The 15973-nt window shown below is 49.1% G+C and carries 19 protein-coding genes and 1 pseudogene; 13 read left to right on the forward strand and 7 right to left on the reverse strand.

The features are described 5' to 3' along the window. The first annotated feature begins 260 nt into the window (after positions 1-260). Positions 261-1202 carry a sensor domain-containing diguanylate cyclase gene (locus ACN9MT_RS07775; protein ID WP_426273479.1) on the forward strand — a complete coding sequence of 314 codons (942 nt, stop codon included), beginning with the start codon at positions 261-263 and terminating at the stop codon, positions 1200-1202. Positions 1203-1253: 51 nt separating this feature from the next. On the opposite strand, the gene ACN9MT_RS07780 is transcribed toward ACN9MT_RS07775, so the two are convergent. Beyond that, positions 1254-1874 (reverse strand): serine/threonine protein kinase, encoded by a 621-nt coding sequence (locus ACN9MT_RS07780; protein WP_290775070.1) that lies wholly within the window; start codon positions 1872-1874, stop codon positions 1254-1256. A gap of 155 nt (positions 1875-2029) precedes the next feature. Here ACN9MT_RS07780 and ACN9MT_RS07785 point away from each other — a divergent pair, with 155 nt between their 5' ends. Genes ACN9MT_RS07785 through ACN9MT_RS07805 form a run of 5 tightly spaced genes read left to right on the forward strand, consistent with a single transcriptional unit; the run spans position 2030 to position 6200 of the window. After that, positions 2030-3508: a carboxypeptidase M32 gene (locus ACN9MT_RS07785; protein WP_426273380.1), complete on the forward strand. Its 1479-nt coding sequence runs from the start codon at positions 2030-2032 to the stop codon at positions 3506-3508. Further along, positions 3508-4230: a glycerophosphodiester phosphodiesterase gene (locus ACN9MT_RS07790; protein ID WP_426273382.1), complete on the forward strand. Its 723-nt coding sequence runs from the start codon at positions 3508-3510 to the stop codon at positions 4228-4230. Before ACN9MT_RS07785 ends, ACN9MT_RS07790 begins: the two co-directional genes overlap by 1 nt. A 13-nt stretch (positions 4231-4243) precedes the next feature. Beyond that, on the forward strand, positions 4244-4714 hold the full coding sequence (locus ACN9MT_RS07795) for a hypothetical protein (RefSeq protein WP_023468285.1): 471 nt from the start codon (positions 4244-4246) through the stop codon (positions 4712-4714). Then, positions 4704-5261: a guanylate kinase gene (locus tag ACN9MT_RS07800; RefSeq protein ID WP_426273384.1), complete on the forward strand. Its 558-nt coding sequence runs from the start codon at positions 4704-4706 to the stop codon at positions 5259-5261. The genes ACN9MT_RS07795 and ACN9MT_RS07800 overlap by 11 nt, the downstream gene beginning before the upstream one ends. Positions 5262-5312: 51 nt before the next feature. After that, complete coding sequence (locus tag ACN9MT_RS07805; RefSeq protein WP_426273386.1) at positions 5313-6200, forward strand: aminoglycoside phosphotransferase family protein; 888 nt, start codon at positions 5313-5315, stop codon at positions 6198-6200. Between the two features lie 74 nt (positions 6201-6274). Here the strand turns inward: ACN9MT_RS07805 and ACN9MT_RS07810 are convergent, their stop codons facing one another. From ACN9MT_RS07810 to ACN9MT_RS07825, 4 genes are all read right to left on the reverse strand, one after another. Then, positions 6275-6523: a hypothetical protein gene (locus ACN9MT_RS07810; protein ID WP_231496855.1), complete on the reverse strand. Its 249-nt coding sequence runs from the start codon at positions 6521-6523 to the stop codon at positions 6275-6277. 80 nt (positions 6524-6603) lie between these two features. Next, a complete protein-coding gene (locus ACN9MT_RS07815; RefSeq protein WP_426273388.1) occupies positions 6604-7089 on the reverse strand; it encodes a tetratricopeptide repeat protein in 486 nt (161 codons plus the stop codon). A gap of 72 nt (positions 7090-7161) precedes the next feature. After that, positions 7162-7605: a MarR family winged helix-turn-helix transcriptional regulator gene (locus ACN9MT_RS07820; RefSeq protein WP_426273389.1), complete on the reverse strand. Its 444-nt coding sequence runs from the start codon at positions 7603-7605 to the stop codon at positions 7162-7164. 71 nt (positions 7606-7676) lie between these two features. Then, positions 7677-8753, reverse strand: coding sequence for a GTP pyrophosphokinase (locus ACN9MT_RS07825; RefSeq protein WP_235514003.1), 1077 nt, complete (start codon positions 8751-8753; stop codon positions 7677-7679). Between the two features lie 140 nt (positions 8754-8893). Here ACN9MT_RS07825 and ACN9MT_RS07830 point away from each other — a divergent pair, with 140 nt between their 5' ends. After that, positions 8894-10030 (forward strand): Six-bladed beta-propeller, TolB-like protein, encoded by a 1137-nt coding sequence (locus ACN9MT_RS07830; RefSeq protein WP_426273392.1) that lies wholly within the window; start codon positions 8894-8896, stop codon positions 10028-10030. A 345-nt stretch (positions 10031-10375) separates the two neighbouring features. Here the strand turns inward: ACN9MT_RS07830 and ACN9MT_RS07835 are convergent, their stop codons facing one another. Then, positions 10376-10798: an organic hydroperoxide resistance protein gene (locus tag ACN9MT_RS07835; RefSeq protein ID WP_023468292.1), complete on the reverse strand. Its 423-nt coding sequence runs from the start codon at positions 10796-10798 to the stop codon at positions 10376-10378. Between the two features lie 108 nt (positions 10799-10906). Between ACN9MT_RS07835 and ACN9MT_RS07840 the strand changes: the two are divergent. Continuing rightward, positions 10907-11131: pseudogene (locus tag ACN9MT_RS07840) on the forward strand (MarR family winged helix-turn-helix transcriptional regulator); the annotation flags it as partial. A 94-nt stretch (positions 11132-11225) separates the two neighbouring features. Then, positions 11226-11657, forward strand: a complete 432-nt coding sequence (locus ACN9MT_RS07845) for a MarR family winged helix-turn-helix transcriptional regulator (RefSeq protein WP_426273394.1) — start codon at positions 11226-11228, stop codon at positions 11655-11657. Positions 11658-11674: 17 nt separating this feature from the next. Here the strand turns inward: ACN9MT_RS07845 and ACN9MT_RS07850 are convergent, their stop codons facing one another. Next, complete coding sequence (locus ACN9MT_RS07850; protein WP_023468294.1) at positions 11675-12130, reverse strand: hypothetical protein; 456 nt, start codon at positions 12128-12130, stop codon at positions 11675-11677. Positions 12131-12256: 126 nt separating this feature from the next. Between ACN9MT_RS07850 and ACN9MT_RS07855 the strand changes: the two genes are divergently transcribed. From ACN9MT_RS07855 to ACN9MT_RS07870, 4 genes are read left to right on the forward strand one after another with little or no spacing between them, the layout of a single operon-like run. After that, entirely contained in the window at positions 12257-12748 is a 492-nt protein-coding gene (locus tag ACN9MT_RS07855; RefSeq protein WP_035408021.1) for a PH domain-containing protein, read from the forward strand. Beyond that, a complete protein-coding gene (locus ACN9MT_RS07860) occupies positions 12745-14193 on the forward strand; it encodes a PH domain-containing protein (RefSeq protein ID WP_426273397.1) in 1449 nt (482 codons plus the stop codon). Before ACN9MT_RS07855 ends, ACN9MT_RS07860 begins: the two co-directional genes overlap by 4 nt. Before the next feature lie 34 nt (positions 14194-14227). After that, positions 14228-15148, forward strand: a complete 921-nt coding sequence (locus ACN9MT_RS07865) for an alpha/beta hydrolase (RefSeq protein WP_426273399.1) — start codon at positions 14228-14230, stop codon at positions 15146-15148. A gap of 18 nt (positions 15149-15166) precedes the next feature. Next, a complete protein-coding gene (locus ACN9MT_RS07870) occupies positions 15167-15958 on the forward strand; it encodes a protein phosphatase 2C domain-containing protein (protein ID WP_290786917.1) in 792 nt (263 codons plus the stop codon). Positions 15959-15973: the final 15 nt, after the last annotated feature.

A 15973-nucleotide genomic window follows, 5' to 3' on the forward strand; every position in this document is an offset into this window, starting at 1 on the left:
AAATGGTAGCGAGGCATTAGCTGCAGTCCTTGTCTTTGGTTTTCAAGAATTGCTCCTTTATAAGGTTTCAGTCGCCCATAATATCGATAAAGCTCCAGGAGGAATCATACAGAAGGTCGGTATGATTCAAGAAGGACTGTATGGGTGATGATTCGCAATGCGACTGGAAAATATAAGGATTGTGCAATCGATGGGTTGCTTTGTGAAATATATGATTTAAAAAGAACGAATAACGAATGAGGTGTGATACGTTGCAAGAAATGACACTGTATCGGAATTTTAACGAACTGGCAGATGATGTATTGGAATTAGCGAAAGAGATTCTACCTGATCAATTGTTATATTTAACGACGATCGAAGAAAACCAACAGATGATTTTACGACTCTCAAATGATCATCAACGAATCGAGATTCGAGCAGGACAAGTGTTTGAGATGGAAAAGACACTTTGTCGTCACATCAATTTCGAACAGAACGAACCCATCTGGTATGAGTCCATTAGCGATGACGAGCGCTTAGAAGATATGCAGGACGCATTAAAAGCGTTACAGATCGAGTCCTATCTCGGGATTCCAATCAGTTTAACGAATGGTCAAACCTTTGGTACGTTGTGCGCTGTCCATGATGAAGCAAGTCGATTCGAAGAGAAGAGCATTCAACTTCTCCAACGGATCGCGAAACTGTTTTCGTATTACCTTGAGCTCGAACAGTTTGCTTGGAAGGACACGCTAACACAATTGTATAACCGACGTTATTTGACGAGACAGTGGGAAACGGAACAGCAACATTCCGGTGCGCTGTTTTATCTTGATCTCGACGGATTCAAGCAAGTGAACGACGTGTATGGGCATGAGACCGGCGACAAAGTCTTGATCGACGTCGCGAAACGACTACAGGATAGTACACGTTCTTATGAAGACGCGTTTTCTGTCCGGATCGGGGGAGACGAGTTCTTGATTCGTTTCACTCATCAGAAGACGAAAAAGGAGTACGAACGAATTGCGCAGCAGCTCCTTCAGAAACTTGGAACATGGCAGACGCCATACGCTGTCTCGACCAGCATCGGGATCGTGCTGTTTGATGATGAAACCATTACGCTAAAAACGATCATTCAACAGGCAGACCGTGCGTTATATGCCGCAAAAAAAGACGGTAAGAATACGTTTCGTTTTGCGGATGCTGTCTCACATCGCGTCCAATAATCAACGAAAAAACGCGATGTTTCCTCACAAGGAGGAGCATCGCGTTTTCAATTAACCGGTCTTTCGAATCGATTCGAACAAGCGTCCCTTATAGACATCAGCGATCGTATTGAGGAACGTCTCGCTCAGTTTTTTCGGGAAGAACGGTTTTGCATAGACATACTGGTAGGCTTTCTTCAAATCATCCCATTGTGTACACGGTTCGGTTTGACGGAACCTTGCGACATCGATGATCCGTGTTCCATTTGCCGTTAACAAAATATTGCGTAGATGAATATCTGATGGATTAAGACCTACGGCGCGTGCCTCTGCTAGCGCTGCATCGACTGTCGTTAAGACGGATTCTGGAATATAGGTCCCGCTGACGAGGCATTCGAATAACGTTTGTCCCTCGATGTATTCGAGCACAAGGTAATCGGATCCATATTCGAACATCCTCGCATACGTCGAAAACGTCGTCAGTTGTTCATAAATGCCGCCTTCTAACTCAGCGAGAGGACGAAATGACGGATAGAACTTCTTGATGACGCGGTCGGTGCCACGAACCCGGAATACATAGGCGCTACGACCGGTGCCGATCCAGTCGAGCTCTTTTGGGAGATGTTCGATCGTACAAACCGGTCCCGTTTCCTTCAACTGAATCAAATCGGCTAACTCAGCGTCTGTCTTCACTGTTGCCACTTCCTTTCGCTCTGCTTGATCGTATGTTCATTATACGCTCATCTGACGGGAAAAGTTTCAAAAATCATTCGTGTGTGAAAGTTTTGAACATTTTGTGATATGCTAAAAATGCTATACTGTTACATACTTCAAGGGGGTCTCTAATCATGTCAACGACACAACAATGGCGCGACCATTTTGATGGTCTTCGCGCATACGAAGAAGCCGTCGCATTACTATACTGGGATATGCGGACATACATGCCGGATCAAGGTGCAGCGAACCGTTCCGCTTCAATCGGATTCCTCTCAACAGAGAGCTTCCGTCGCCGGACAGGAAAAACGTACCAACAATTACTGGCAGCGATGGAGCAAGAGACGCTGACGGGCATCGAAGCGATCTCGTTTACGAAAGCAAAAGAAGCATTCGATCGCGACTCGAAGATTCCAGAAGCCGAGTACCAAACGTTCATCACGTTGATCTCTGAGGCAGAGAGTGTCTGGGAAAAGGCGAAGGACGCGAACGATTGGTCGATGTTTGAACCGTACCTCGAGAAAATCGTCGCGATGGAACGCCAGTTTGTTGAGTATTGGGGTTATGACGCGCATCCATACGACGCATTGTTGCATGACTATGAGCCAGGGATGACGGTCGCAACACTCGATCCATTGTTTGCGGAACTTCGTCAAGCAATCATTGTTTTGCTCAGTCAGCTTGAAGGAAAAGACTTCCCGACGCTTGATTGGTCAGCGGACCGCGAGACACAGATCGCCTTGAATCAAGAATGGCTCCGCGATATCGGTTATGACTTCACGTCCGGTCGATTGGATGAGACGGTTCACCCGTTCCAAACGACGATCAACCGGAAGGATGCGCGGATCACGACGAAATATGATGAGAACGACTACCGGAACTCCGTCTTCGGCACGATGCATGAAGCCGGGCACGCGACGTATGAGCAAGGTATCGAACCGGAACTCGATTCACTTGGTCTCGGTGAAGGTGCTTCGATGGGGATCCACGAATCACAATCACTGTTCTTCGAGAATTTCATCGGACGTAATCAAGGCTTCTTATCAGCACGTTATCATGGTCTACAACAAGCAATCCCGTCGCTTGCTGATGTCCCGTTTGAACGCTTCTATGCAGCGGTCAACGAAGTCAAGCCGTCACTCATTCGGATCGAAGCCGATGAATTGACATATGCCCTTCATATCATCATTCGGTATGAGCTTGAAAAGCGCCTGATGACGAAAGAACTCGAAGTGAAGGATCTCCCGCAAGAATGGAACCGTCTCTATAAAGAGTATCTCGGCGTCGATGTCCCGAGTGACGATAAAGGGGTCTTACAAGATGTCCACTGGTCAGGAGGCTCGTTCGGTTACTTCCCGAGTTATGCGCTTGGTCTCGTCTATGCAGCACAATTGAACGAAGCGCTTCGTCGTGACGTCGAAAACGTCGATGGTCTGATTGCAGCTGGTACACTCGCACCGATCAAAAGCTGGCTGAAAGAAAACATTCACCGTCACGGGAAATCGAAGACACCAGCTGAACTGATCGAAGCAGCAACGGGTCAATCGATCTCGGTCGCACCCCTCGTCAATTACTTGACGAAGAAATACACGCGTGTCGTCGAGGCACTCTGATGTTATGGTTTGCACACCGCGGTGTCAGTGACCGTTTTCCGGAGAACACGCTTGAAGCAATCGCCGCTGCGATCGAAGACGGCGTCGATGGTGTCGAGTTCGATGTCCATTTCTCAAAGGATGGTGTTGGTGTCATCATTCATGACGAGACTGTCAACCGGACGACGAACGGGACAGGGCGTGTGATCGACATGACGGTCGCTGAACTGCAAGCACTCGATGCCGGAGCACGTTTCAAAGGGGAAGCGATCAAGACGAAGATTCCGACGCTTGACGAAGTACTCGCAATCCTCGCACCAGCGACACTGCGACTCAACATCGAGCTGAAGACGGATACGATTCGCTATGATGGCATTGAGGCGTATGTCCTCGAGCGTTGCGCAGCGCACGGCATTGCGACGGATCGGTTGTTGTTCAGTTCGTTCAACCATTATTCGGTTGCCTTGATCCGGAAGCTCGACCCAAGCGTCGAGACGGCGATTCTCTATCCGTATCCGATCTATCATCCGGAAAAACAAGCCCTCCGAATTGGTGCGACCGGGATCCATCCCGATTATCGACGGGTGACGGAAGCGGACGTCGCGTTCGCTCACGCGCAAGACGTTACGGTCCGGGTTTACACACCGAAGACGGTCGAGGATGTCCGGCAGATGCAGCGGATCGGCGTCGACGCCGTCATCGTTAATGATCCAAAAGGGATGCGCGATACACTCGAAGGATGAGGAGGAGGAAGGGATGCGCAAGGAATATGTATTCGTCATCAGTTTGTCGCTCGTCGCTTTATTCGTCGGACTTCAGCTTGGCTTTGCCCGCTTGCCGGAACCAAAACCGAAGCAAGTGACGACGACACCGATGCGCCCTGCGGATTATCAGGCAGGACTTGCGTCAGCGAAACGGGAACTGAAGCAGATTCAGCGCTTCACCTTGAAAAGCACCCTTCCTGCGGATGGAACGACGGTGACCTGGATTTATGAGACCCCATCCGATGAACGAATTGCGGTCGATTGGTATTATGTCGAGAGTTATCCGGAAGAACAAGTCCAGATGACACGAAACGAGACATCCCGGATCATCTCGTATGAACGCTACTTGATCGTCATCCGACCAATATACGGGACGGTCGTCGATAGTGAACTGGAACAGTTCGCTCTTCGCTTTACAGGTTACTTCACGACACAACAACAGGGGGAAAACGATGTCAGGTAAAATCATTCTCTTGATTGGTGGATCGGGCAGCGGAAAGTCCTCCCTGATCAAACGTCTGCGGACGGAATACGCACACGTCCGGTTCATCCCGTCCGTGACAACACGACCGAAACGTCCGACGGAAATTGATGGAGCAAGCTATCACTTCGTCGACGTCAAGACGTTCCAGCAACTGATCCAAGAGGACGGGTTCATCGAATACGCCCATGTTCACCGCGCGTGGTACGGAACACCACGGCAAGCGTATGTCGATGTCCTCGAGCAAGATCAAATCGTCATCAAGGACATCGATCCAAAAGGAGCAGCAAACTTTAAACGTCTGTTTGGTGACCAAGTCATCACGATCTTCGTCTCGGTTCCACCCGATTTGATGAAGGAGCGATTGTTGATGCGCGGTGATACACCGGAGTTCGAAGCGCGACTCAATGATTACGAGGAAGCGTGGAAAGACCGCGATCACTACGATTATATGATCGAAAACATCGATTTCGAAACGGCGTATGCCGATCTGCTTGAGATCATTGCCAGCTATATCCCACAGGCATGACGAAGAGGACGCAAGTAAGCGTCCTCTTTTTGTCTTCAGAAAGGAGTCTTCATGCTACCAGATCATCCATTACTGACTGATATCGATAGCGTTAGACGGCTTACCGGACGCTCGCATCAAGCCGTCTGGTCCGTCAAGACGGCAACAGCACACTACATCGTCAAGGTCGTGACGGACCCATTAAGTCGTCAGTTTGAACGTGAGGCGGCTTTAATGATCCCAGAACAAAAGGGAATTTCTCACGCCTTACCGCTAGCGACCGGACGGACTGCGACGACCGCGTACGGCATTTATCCATACCTACCCGGACGAACCGTTCGAAGCGTGCTTCTCGAGTCACCAGAATTAGCCCCTCGACTCGGTCAGGAGGCAGGGCGAGCGTTGAGATGCATTCATGACGTGATCGCACCGAGCGGGACGGCGGCATGGAAAGAACGTTGTCAGGCGAAACATGACCGCTATCGCGCAGCGGTTGATGGGTTGCTTGAGCCAGAATGGATCGAGCGACTCGATCGGTTCATCCTTTTGAGGCTTTCCCTTTTAGCAGAGCGTCCGAATCATTTGCAACATGACGATGTCCATCTTGATAATCTCCTTGTTGAGAATGGACATCTCTGTGCCTTCCTCGATTACGGGAACCATGATTACGGCGATCCGTGGCATGACTTCGTCAAATGTGGGTTGTTTCAAGTCGAGACGAGTCCCGTCTTTGCCCTTCACATGATCGATGGATACTTTGAGAACGAAGTACCTTCTAACTTTTGGCAAATCTACAGCCTCTATATGGCGATGGTCGTCTTTTCGGCTCTCGTCTGGGCAAAACGGTTCGATGTAAACGGATTGGAGGCAATGCAACGACGCGTTCAGCGGATCATCCGAGACCACGATGGATTTCAGTGTGAATCACCGCTTTGGTATGAGAGGCAAAATCATGACTAAAAAAATGGATTCGTCTCTCACTTGAAGAGAAACGAATCCATTTTTTTGAGTGGACCTTTAAATGAAAAGGAAGATTACCATTCGAATCCTTCTTCACTATACTTGCCGTTCGAATTGAAGAACCGTTCTTCCGTTTTACCGTTTACCGTATTCGTATAAATTACGTAGACGTCGAGATGATCATTTTGATCCGCCATCTTCTTAGCGGCTTTCTTAGCATCCGCTTCAGTCGTATATGTTTCTGACTTACTTGCCTTACCGTGTTTTTCTTGCCCTTGTTCTTCATAACCTTCTACTGTCCATACTTTTTTTGATGACATCATTAACTTCCTTTCCTGCCAAAAGCGAGTCCGCTTGGCTGTTACATTATGCTGTGCGAACCATTTTATCGTCAACTGTTGCTTTATTCCGTGTCGATCTCGTCCAAATGATCGGCATAATAACGGAGTGCCCGGTTAAATGTCTGAATCGAGGCGTCCGACGACGTCGCAGCAAGACTCTTGAGTAACCGACCGACAGCCTGATTGACTTGACCGAGGTTGTACTCCGTCATCGCGAGGAATGCTTGTAAGGCGTGGGCGTCTGGAAATTCAAGCAACGCACTTCGGAAAACGCTTGATGCTTGTTTGAACTGACCGATGACGCGGTATGTACTGCCGAGCCCGATATAAGCTTGCAAGCGGTCCTCACCAGCAAGACCGAGCACAAGTGCTTGTTCATAGTAGGGGACAGCAGCCTGTTCCTCACCAAGACTATCATGACACCAGGCCATCTGATAGAGGACCGTCGGATCGTTAGGGGCTGTATCGACATACTGACGGACGAGTTCCTTTGCTGCTTCATACTGCCCCGTCTTTCGTAAGTGTTGCACTGATTCGAAATCAAACATCGTGTTTCCTCCTAATCGATTACTAAAAAACGGATCCGATCGCTTTTGACCGGATCCGTTCCATCGAACAGCTTAGACTGTTTTTTCAAGCTTCGTTAAGAGCGAACGGAACAACTCGAGTTCCTGATCCGAGAAGTCCTCAAAGACGTCTGCAAGGTAGTCCATCTTCATCGACTCGAGTTTTTCGTAAAGCTCAATGCCTTTCGATGTTGCCCGCAGTTCGACGACGCGACGATCGAGCTCGCTCCGCTCACGTGAGATCAACTCTTTTTTCGTCAATTCGTCTGCCAGAGCCGTAATCATGCTTGCTGAAAACTGGAACTCTTGTGAGAGCGCTGAAGCAATTTGTGGACTGTTCGCACAAAGTGATTTTAAGATGAAGAACTCGTTACGTGTCAAGTAAGTCGTAAACATGCTACGCACGTCCTTTTTGATCGCGCGGTAGTTCATCCGTAATCCTTTTTCCGTATCAACGATCAACTGATCGCGTAGTGCTACTTCTAGTGTAGTTGCCATGTATCCTTCACTCTTTCTATACCGTAGTTTCTTTCACTCGTGATTTAGTATAGTGAAAAATTTTAGTTTAATCAATATTTTTCTCTTGAATCATCTGACTCGACGACACGGGCGACTTGAGCGACGATTTCTTCGACGTTACGTAACTCCGGATAGAAACGGCGGAAGAAGTAGTCAATGCGGTGCGTATCTTCACCAGCGATCGTCAATGCCATACAGATATAGGCGATCCCGATTCCTTGACGGGGCAGGAATGGATTCGGCATGACCTTTGCACAACGTAAGGCGAGCGGACTATGTGTCGAGACCGCTTCAATCAGTTCACCGTACGTCCGAATATCGACGTAATGGAACATCCGGATCAGTTCGTTGATCAACTGTTGATCGGAATCGAGCATCATTTGTGACGTGACGAGACGTTTGTCGAGTTCGCTGATGACAGGGGAATGATCGATGAAATAGTTCAAGTTATCTGCCGTGATCCGGACTTGATGGGGGTCAGACAAGATTTGTTGGACCGTCTCATCTTCGAATTGTTTCAATTGCTTCTTGATGTTGACGAACTCCTGATCGGCGATCTCTAGAAGTCCTGCCACTCGACTGAAGCTACGCCGGACTTCTGCCGGGACGCTGTTCGGATTTTTATATCCGAGATCATGTTCGATCTCCGCCCAAGCGTGTTGCAGGATCGAGCGGATTTGGATCTCTGCCGTATAGTCCTTGAAACGACCATACTCGCTCAAGGCAAGCCGCTGTTCACTGAGTGACGCGACGAAGTGGACCGAGAGGTAACCAAATTCCGTCGTATCGAGCAACGTTGACTTATCGACCGATTGATCGCGATCGATTGCGAACTCATTCTCGATGATGCGTGCCGCTTCCCGGACATCGTCATGGAAATAAGTGACGATCCGGATCCCGGTCAAGTCATGGACGTCCTTAAGCGAACGGTATTTGTTCGGTTGACGTAAGACTTTTTGATACAGACTCTCGGAGTCCTTCGTCCGGGCGACGATTGAGTGGTATTTGATGCCTGCCGCGTCGAGCAACTCGGACAGAAGCATCTTCAACTTGTCGGCATAGGCATCGTATTCTTCCTTATCATTGACGTATTCGAGCATCATCGTATTTAAATCTTGTGATTGCACCGTTTCGCACCTTCCTCATTCTGTAGTCATCTAGCCATATTGTAGCACTCTGCTTTACTAAACGCACAAGAAGACCCTGTTTGAAGCAGTACGATTCGTGGGAAAAAGACAAGTAGTACGTGTCCGGGAGGAGATTAATCATGGAAATAGTGGATGCCCGTGCTTTACCCGCCGATCATATGGATGTCTTGCATGTCACACCGTCGTCGATCTATTTTCGACGTCGCCTCGATGACGCCCGTTACCACATCAGCCGGTATGATCTTGAAGATCAAGAACAAGTCGATCTGACGCAGCAGGCTTTGACGGATCATGGACCAACCCGTCCGTTTGTTCGTCATGGAAAGGTCTATTGTCTGAATGAACATACGCAAGAGCAAGGCGGAGAGACGGAAGTGCTCGTCCTCGATCTCTTGTCCGGGAAACGCGAGCAGATTGCGTCGTTTTACGTGGAAGGGGATTTGACGCTCTACTGGGTGCTCAATGAGAACTATCTCGTATTCTTGCAGACGACGGATACGACATCTGCGTTTCTGTATGACGTCAAGGACGAATCACGGCAGACGATTCGCGATCCACGGCTCTACGGGATGACGGAGAATTACCGGGAACTCTATTTCTTTCTCGTCACGCTCGAAGACAAGGAGTACATCGTCTGTAACGCTCGGCTCGATGAGTTCTCGTTCTATGACGCCCTTGAAAGTGGTGTCATCTCACCAGAAGATCCGATTGATCACTCCGAAAGTCTGTTGATCGCACCACTGTCGACCTTGATTGAGGAGATTGAACAAGGTGTCGAACATTTATCATTTGCGACACTATTGAAATTAGACGGGGAAGGGGACACCGTCCAGTATCTCGGGGAACAAGAAGGGCATCTCATCTTCAGTGCCTATACCGATCGTCTGAACGAAGAAATCTTTTATCGGATTGATACGGAAGCGAGTGTCGAAGAGGTCGCCCGGATCCAGTGGAGTGACTATGAACCGCTTGACTTCACGTACGATGACGTTGAGTCGACGATCTTCATCGTTAATGACCGGTCCGAGCACCATCATGAAGTAATCAACTTACGCAACGGTGCCCGATTCCTTGATAAAGAACCGTTCGAACGTGTCTTACGCGGACGTTTCTATCTACACGAAGCGATTGGAGACAACGCGGAACCAATGGTCACCGTCTATGACGCAGAACACAATGAACGCTATCGCTTCGAAGATGCCTATTATGTCACTGTGTCCGGGGAACTTGTCATCTTATCAGTCCATCAATTATAAAAAGGTGGGGCTGACTCAAAAAAAGAATGACGCGTCACACGCTACTCCTACAGAAAAAGCGCATCTTTGCGCTGTCAGAGACAAACAAGACCCGCTTTCCTGCTTGAATAAGGCAGGAAAACTGGCTTGTGTCTCGCCTGAGGAAAGGGCGTGAAAAGACGCGTCATTCTTTTTGTTACGAGATAAGGTTGGCAGAATGATGATCTGCCAACCTTATCTTTGTAAAAACTGACTTTTGAATCAGTCCCGTCTGTATGAACATATAATTATTTCAGATACCATAATTAATATAAAAAACAAAAAACCAGCCGAGAGTAAACCTCAGGCTGGCTAGAGATGCTACACTTATTCTGCGTCAGTCGTACGTGTGTAGACGTCAACTTGGATGTTTCCAGCAGTTGCACGCGAGTAAGGGCAGACGGTATGTGCGACTTTCGCGAGTTCAGCGGCCGCTTCTTCTGAGATCCCGCGGACGAGAACATCAAGTTCGACGGAAAGCATGAATCCGTCAGCTGCTTCGTTTAACGTCACGTGTGCTGTAACTTCACTGCCATCATGTTTGATCCCTTGTTTGCGAGCGACCATGTTTAAAGCAGAGTCGAAGCAAGCAGAGTATCCTGCAGCAAAGAGTTGCTCTGGGTTTGTTGCTTGTTTTTTTGATCCTGGTACAGGCATTGCGAGGGCGACGTCAAGGATTCCGTCCTCCGATACGACGCGTCCGTCGCGACCTCCGACAGCTGTTGCAGATGATGTGAACATTGGTTTCATGTGTGTAACTCCCTTTCATTGTTAGATTCAAATAAGTAGCTTACAATTAGATTGTATACAATTTAAATCGAAATGCAACTCGTTTGCTCACGATAGGAGGAATTTTTTATGAACCCGTTAGCCTTAGATGAACAACTCTGTTTTCCGTTGTATGCGATTTCGCGTGAGATCACGCGTCGTTATCGTCCGTTACTTGAACCCCTTGGTCTGACGTATCCACAATATCTCGTCATGCTCGTCGTCTGGGAGGAGGAGGGACAATCACTTAAAGCAATCGGCGAACGGCTCCATCTTGACTCCGGTACGTTGACGCCGTTACTAAAGAAACTCGAATTCATTGTTAGATTCAAATAAGTAGCTTACAATTAGATTGTATACAATTTAAATCGAAATGCAACTCGTTTGCTCACGATAGGAGGAATTTTTTATGAACCCGTTAGCCTTAGATGAACAACTCTGTTTTCCGTTGTATGCGATTTCGCGTGAGATCACGCGTCGTTATCGTCCGTTACTTGAACCCCTTGGTCTGACGTATCCACAATATCTCGTCATGCTCGTCGTCTGGGAGGAGGAGGGACAATCACTTAAAGCAATCGGCGAACGGCTCCATCTTGACTCCGGTACGTTGACGCCGTTACTAAAGAAACTCGAAGCAGCAGATTTGTTGCGACGCGTCCGTAAACCGGAAGACGAACGACACATCCAGATTTTTTTGACCGATGCCGGTCGTGCGTTACGGAAACAAGCAGAAACTGTTCCGCTTGATCTCGTCCGGACACTTGACGTCGATGAAGAAGACCTTCAAGTCGTCAAAGCGGCACTCAATCGTATCGTCATGAAAATGAGCGACCCGGATTAACCGGATCGCTCATTGTCTTATTTACGGCGGAAGCCTTCTTCTTCAAGATAATTCGCTGCTTCCTTATACGAGTTGAATGCACCGTCTAAAAGATCACCGGCGTAGACGAGCCACGTGTCGATGTCTTCATTGAGTAACGTCAATTCGAACTGGTTATCGTTGACCCATGTTTCTTCGAGTGTTTCGACCGATTGGACTGTTGAGAGTGCTTTGATTGCATCTTCTAATAAGAGAATTAAAGCAGGCTCTGAGAATTCACGGATGTTGACGAACCCTTTTTCGTCCGTTTCATAACCTGGTAGACCAGCGGCATAGACGAAGCCGTTACCGTTCGGATGTAAATGATAGACGAGATTCTTCTTCTCGTACTGACTGTCCGGAAATTGGAAATTGACACGCTTTAGTGAGACATCTTTTCGGACGAGTTGCGGGAACGTCTCGATAATTCGTAATTTTTCTTCAAAAGTTAACATGGTTCCTCCTTGGTGTTACAGTTCTTCACTTCTATATATGCGATGAATTCAAACAAAATGTCAACCGCTGTCTGAAACCAAGCGACGTTTTTAACCGTAAATGGAAACGAAAGGAAGTGTTTTTTGATGTCTACTGTACAATGGCATACGCTGCCAGAACGATCGATTCGAGCAGAACGGCTCGGATTGTTGCCGTTACACGGCTTAATCGCCGTCATCTTGATCGGAACGACGATCACCCAAGTCATGTGGCTCGACCTGACACCTTGGTGGATGGGCATCGTCGGTCTACTTTGGCTGATCTATTTCATTCCCCGTATCGTCTACATACCCGTTCTTCGCTTGAAGTATATGCGTTATCGTATCGATGAGGAATTTCTCGTCGTCCGCAACGGCATCTTCTTCCGCCGCGAAGTCACTGTGCCGCTCGTCAAGGTGCAATTGATCGATAGCCAAACGGGACCGATCCTGCGTCGCTATGATTTGATCACACTTGATATTCGAACGGCATCCGGCTTCGTCACGTTGTCAAGACTCGATCGTGCGCAAGGAGACGCGCTACGCACACAAGTCGAACGATTCGCGAAACTCGAGGAGCGGGAGGAGGAATCGTTATGACCCGGCGCGTCCACCCGCTGTTCATCGTGATGTCGAGTATCTCGATCATCCGCTCGCTCCTGATTCCGTTCGCCGCCTTGATTTTAAATGCGATCCGAAAAGGCGAGATCAACACCTATACGTGGATCGGGATCAGTGTCGGGATTGTGTTCGTCCTCTTATACGGGATCGCCTCCTGGTATTTCTATACGTTCACGATTGATGCCGAGACGATTCGGGTCCGCAAAGGAATTCTCCAAAAAAGTGAACGGACGACGCAACGTAAACGGATCGAGTCGATCGGCATTCAGCAAAACGTCATCGAACGATTGCTTCGGCTTGCGACGTTGACCGTCGAGACATCGTCCGAGAGCGGAACACCGGAAGTCGAACTGAAGGGGATCCGTCTTGATTTTGCGAAAGAACTGAAGTCGTCGATCAAAAACGAGGGACAGCTCGTCGTCGAAGAACAACAGGCGGAAGTCGCCTATACGATTCCAATCCGCGATTTGGCATTAGCCGGTGCCTTGTCAGGACGCGTCGGACTAGCGCTCGTCGGGATCGGGACCGCCTATCAATTCATCGATCAGTTCATTGAACGTTATGTCGATCGACTGTTCTCAGAACTCGCTCATTTATCGTTGTTCGTTTTGACGGGACTTGGCGTACTCGTCTTACTCGTCATCTACATCGGCTCGATCATCGTCTATATCTTGAAATACGGTTCGTACCGTGCCGTTTTGCAACACAACCGATTGTTGATCGGGTACGGGATGTTGAACCGGACCGAGGTCGCGTTTCATGCTGATAAGATTCAAGCCCTCGTCATTCAGGAAAGCTGGATTCAGCGTTTGATCGGACGAGCGAGCCTGTCCTTGCACATCATCTCGGCGACCGGAGAGAAGGAGCGACTGTTGCTCCATCCGTTCATCCGGACGAACGAGATTGATCCGTTTCTGGCGACATATCTGCCGCGCTTTCGACAGTTCAGCCCGCAGCATGAAGTCGCACCGGTTGGCTTTCGCTACCGGGTTCGTTGGCCGTTACTCGGTTATGCGCTGTTGTTTACTGCATTAAGCAGTGTCGTCATTATCGTCCTTGATTCCTCATGGCGCTTCCTGATCTTGCTTCTGTTCATCTGGTTACCGTTCTATTACTTCGCTGTGCGCAGCGGTTACCGAAAGACCCGTTTCGGCACCGGCCACGATCTCTTGATGTTACGCAAACAATGGGTCCAAAAAGAGACCGTCTATACGCCACGACTGAAAATCGAGGAATTGACATGGTCCGTTTCTCGCTGGCTCGAAGCAAAGGAGATTGCCCGGATTGAGATTCAACTACGGGGCAATACTGCTTTTAACGCGCTTTATTTTGAACGAACGGATATCGATACCTTACAGCGCTGGTATAAACAATCGTTCCTTTCGACCCCGTTAGCAGGGGAAGTGAAAACCGACGACGAATAAGGAAAGACTCACTGTCGGAAAGGAAGCGAAGCACATGCGCAAATGGGGAATCGGCATCGTGTTGCTCGTCACGTGTCTGCTACTGTTCATCATCTATGATGGATACCGGATGCAAGAAACATTGATCGGTCAGTCGGATGCTTCTCCGATTCTGAAGACGACAAGAACGGACGGACAGGTGACGAACGACGAGACATGGTTTAAACAAACGAGCGAGACGCAGCAATGGTCGAAGGACGGGATCGTCCGCTTCGGGCGTTATCTACCGGTTGACAGCAGCAAACAAACAGTCCTCCTCGTCCCGGATGAGATGATGTTTTCACAGACCGGTGTTTATGCGCTTGCCCGCTATTACCATGAGGCTGGTTTCAATGTCCTACTCATCGAACGGCGTGGGCAGGATCGAAGCGGTGGCGTCCGGAACTACGGTTGGCTCGATCGACTGGATGTCTTGGAATGGACAAAGCGCCTGCTTGCTGAAAACGGAGACGATACACGGATCGTCTATCACGGACTCGGTGTCGGCGCAGCGACCGTCTTACTCGCTTCTGGCGAGACCGTACCAACCCAAGTCCGGGCGATCGTCGCTGAAGGAGCTTACGCCCGACTCGACGACTGGTTCAGTCTACTTGCGGACGAACAGATCCGTTACCCGGCACTACCGTCTCTGACGGTCGCGAGCATGTGGAACAAAGGCGAGCAAGATTTCTTTTATGGCGACGTCTCCGTGACGCGTCAAGCAACGAAGAGTCGGGTTCCGACGATGTTCATTCATGGAATGAAGGACGAACTCGTTCCGGTTCGGATGATGTATGAACTGTATCAAGCAAAAACGGGATTAAAACAATTGTATCCGGTGCGCGATGCCGATCATGACGAGACGTATACGATGGACCCGGATAACTACGAAAAACGATTACGCTTATTCCTGCAACCGTACTTGCGGGAGATCTAAAGAAGGGAAGACTGATGCATGCAGACGACACAATCATCCTACTACTGGGTCGGATCCGACGAACCATTCGTTGACACGAAGCAGATTGACCAGATTGGTCGGGTGACGCTCGGTCGATTCGGAGGCTGCTCAAGAAGCGGTCAATATAAAAACGAAGACGGGGCTGCCATCTTGATCGGCGACGATTGGGAGATGACCGTCGTCTTAGACGCTCATAAGACAGCGGATAGTGCAGCACTTGTCTTAGAGCAGTTGGCACAACACGAGTCGCGTATTCGGACTGATCTTGATGCACCACTTACGGAAGCATTCCGACGGATCGAGACGACCGTGCTGGATCTATTTCAAGACCCGGACTTTTTAGCGGCGTGTGCGATGTTGCAAGGAGAAACCGCTTGTTTGATCGCCGTCCGCAAAGGGCGCTTCATCTGGTGGTTATCCATTGGTGATGTCGTCTTGTACCTGTTTCATCCAGAGTTGATGAACATGGGACAAGCTGCTTTAAACCAGCGTCAATTCTATGAATGGATCGGTCGTGCAAATACGTTTGCCTTACCGGTCCCGAGTTACACACGAGGCGTCCGCGAGTTGCGGCAAGGGGACAACCGATTGTTCGTGACGACGGATGGTTTGCTCGAGTGCCCGGGAACACCGTATGCTGAACCGAAGCAGATGGAGGACACTTTACGATCAGGTGGTATTGCTGAACTCCTCTCGACGATCGAAGTACAGGGCGTTCGTGACAGCACGACGGTCGTCACGTGGACCGTCACGATTGACGAACGCGTCACCCAACCAAGTGATACATGAAATAACCCGCGCTCC

The sequence above is a fragment of the Exiguobacterium sp. R-17 genome, from assembly GCF_049913315.1.
GTDB lineage: Bacteria > Bacillota > Bacilli > Exiguobacteriales > Exiguobacteriaceae > Exiguobacterium_A.

What these genes read in the sequence shown, in the direction of transcription:
- ACN9MT_RS07775 (WP_426273479.1), top strand. Translation starts at nt 261, where the DNA reads ATGACACTGTATCGGAATTTTAACGAACTGGCAGATGATGTATTGGAA.
- ACN9MT_RS07785 (WP_426273380.1), top strand. Translation starts at nt 2,030, where the DNA reads ATGTCAACGACACAACAATGGCGCGACCATTTTGATGGTCTTCGCGCA.
- ACN9MT_RS07790 (WP_426273382.1), top strand. Translation starts at nt 3,508, where the DNA reads ATGTTATGGTTTGCACACCGCGGTGTCAGTGACCGTTTTCCGGAGAAC.
- ACN9MT_RS07795 (WP_023468285.1), top strand. Translation starts at nt 4,244, where the DNA reads ATGCGCAAGGAATATGTATTCGTCATCAGTTTGTCGCTCGTCGCTTTA.
- ACN9MT_RS07800 (WP_426273384.1), top strand. Translation starts at nt 4,704, where the DNA reads ATGTCAGGTAAAATCATTCTCTTGATTGGTGGATCGGGCAGCGGAAAG.
- ACN9MT_RS07805 (WP_426273386.1), top strand. Translation starts at nt 5,313, where the DNA reads ATGCTACCAGATCATCCATTACTGACTGATATCGATAGCGTTAGACGG.
- ACN9MT_RS07810 (WP_231496855.1), bottom strand. Translation starts at nt 6,523, where the DNA reads ATGATGTCATCAAAAAAAGTATGGACAGTAGAAGGTTATGAAGAACAA.
- ACN9MT_RS07815 (WP_426273388.1), bottom strand. Translation starts at nt 7,089, where the DNA reads ATGTTTGATTTCGAATCAGTGCAACACTTACGAAAGACGGGGCAGTAT.
- ACN9MT_RS07820 (WP_426273389.1), bottom strand. Translation starts at nt 7,605, where the DNA reads ATGGCAACTACACTAGAAGTAGCACTACGCGATCAGTTGATCGTTGAT.
- ACN9MT_RS07830 (WP_426273392.1), top strand. Translation starts at nt 8,894, where the DNA reads ATGGAAATAGTGGATGCCCGTGCTTTACCCGCCGATCATATGGATGTC.
- ACN9MT_RS07835 (WP_023468292.1), bottom strand. Translation starts at nt 10,798, where the DNA reads ATGAAACCAATGTTCACATCATCTGCAACAGCTGTCGGAGGTCGCGAC.
- ACN9MT_RS07845 (WP_426273394.1), top strand. Translation starts at nt 11,226, where the DNA reads ATGAACCCGTTAGCCTTAGATGAACAACTCTGTTTTCCGTTGTATGCG.
- ACN9MT_RS07850 (WP_023468294.1), bottom strand. Translation starts at nt 12,130, where the DNA reads ATGTTAACTTTTGAAGAAAAATTACGAATTATCGAGACGTTCCCGCAA.
- ACN9MT_RS07855 (WP_035408021.1), top strand. Translation starts at nt 12,257, where the DNA reads ATGTCTACTGTACAATGGCATACGCTGCCAGAACGATCGATTCGAGCA.
- ACN9MT_RS07860 (WP_426273397.1), top strand. Translation starts at nt 12,745, where the DNA reads ATGACCCGGCGCGTCCACCCGCTGTTCATCGTGATGTCGAGTATCTCG.
- ACN9MT_RS07865 (WP_426273399.1), top strand. Translation starts at nt 14,228, where the DNA reads ATGCGCAAATGGGGAATCGGCATCGTGTTGCTCGTCACGTGTCTGCTA.
- ACN9MT_RS07870 (WP_290786917.1), top strand. Translation starts at nt 15,167, where the DNA reads ATGCAGACGACACAATCATCCTACTACTGGGTCGGATCCGACGAACCA.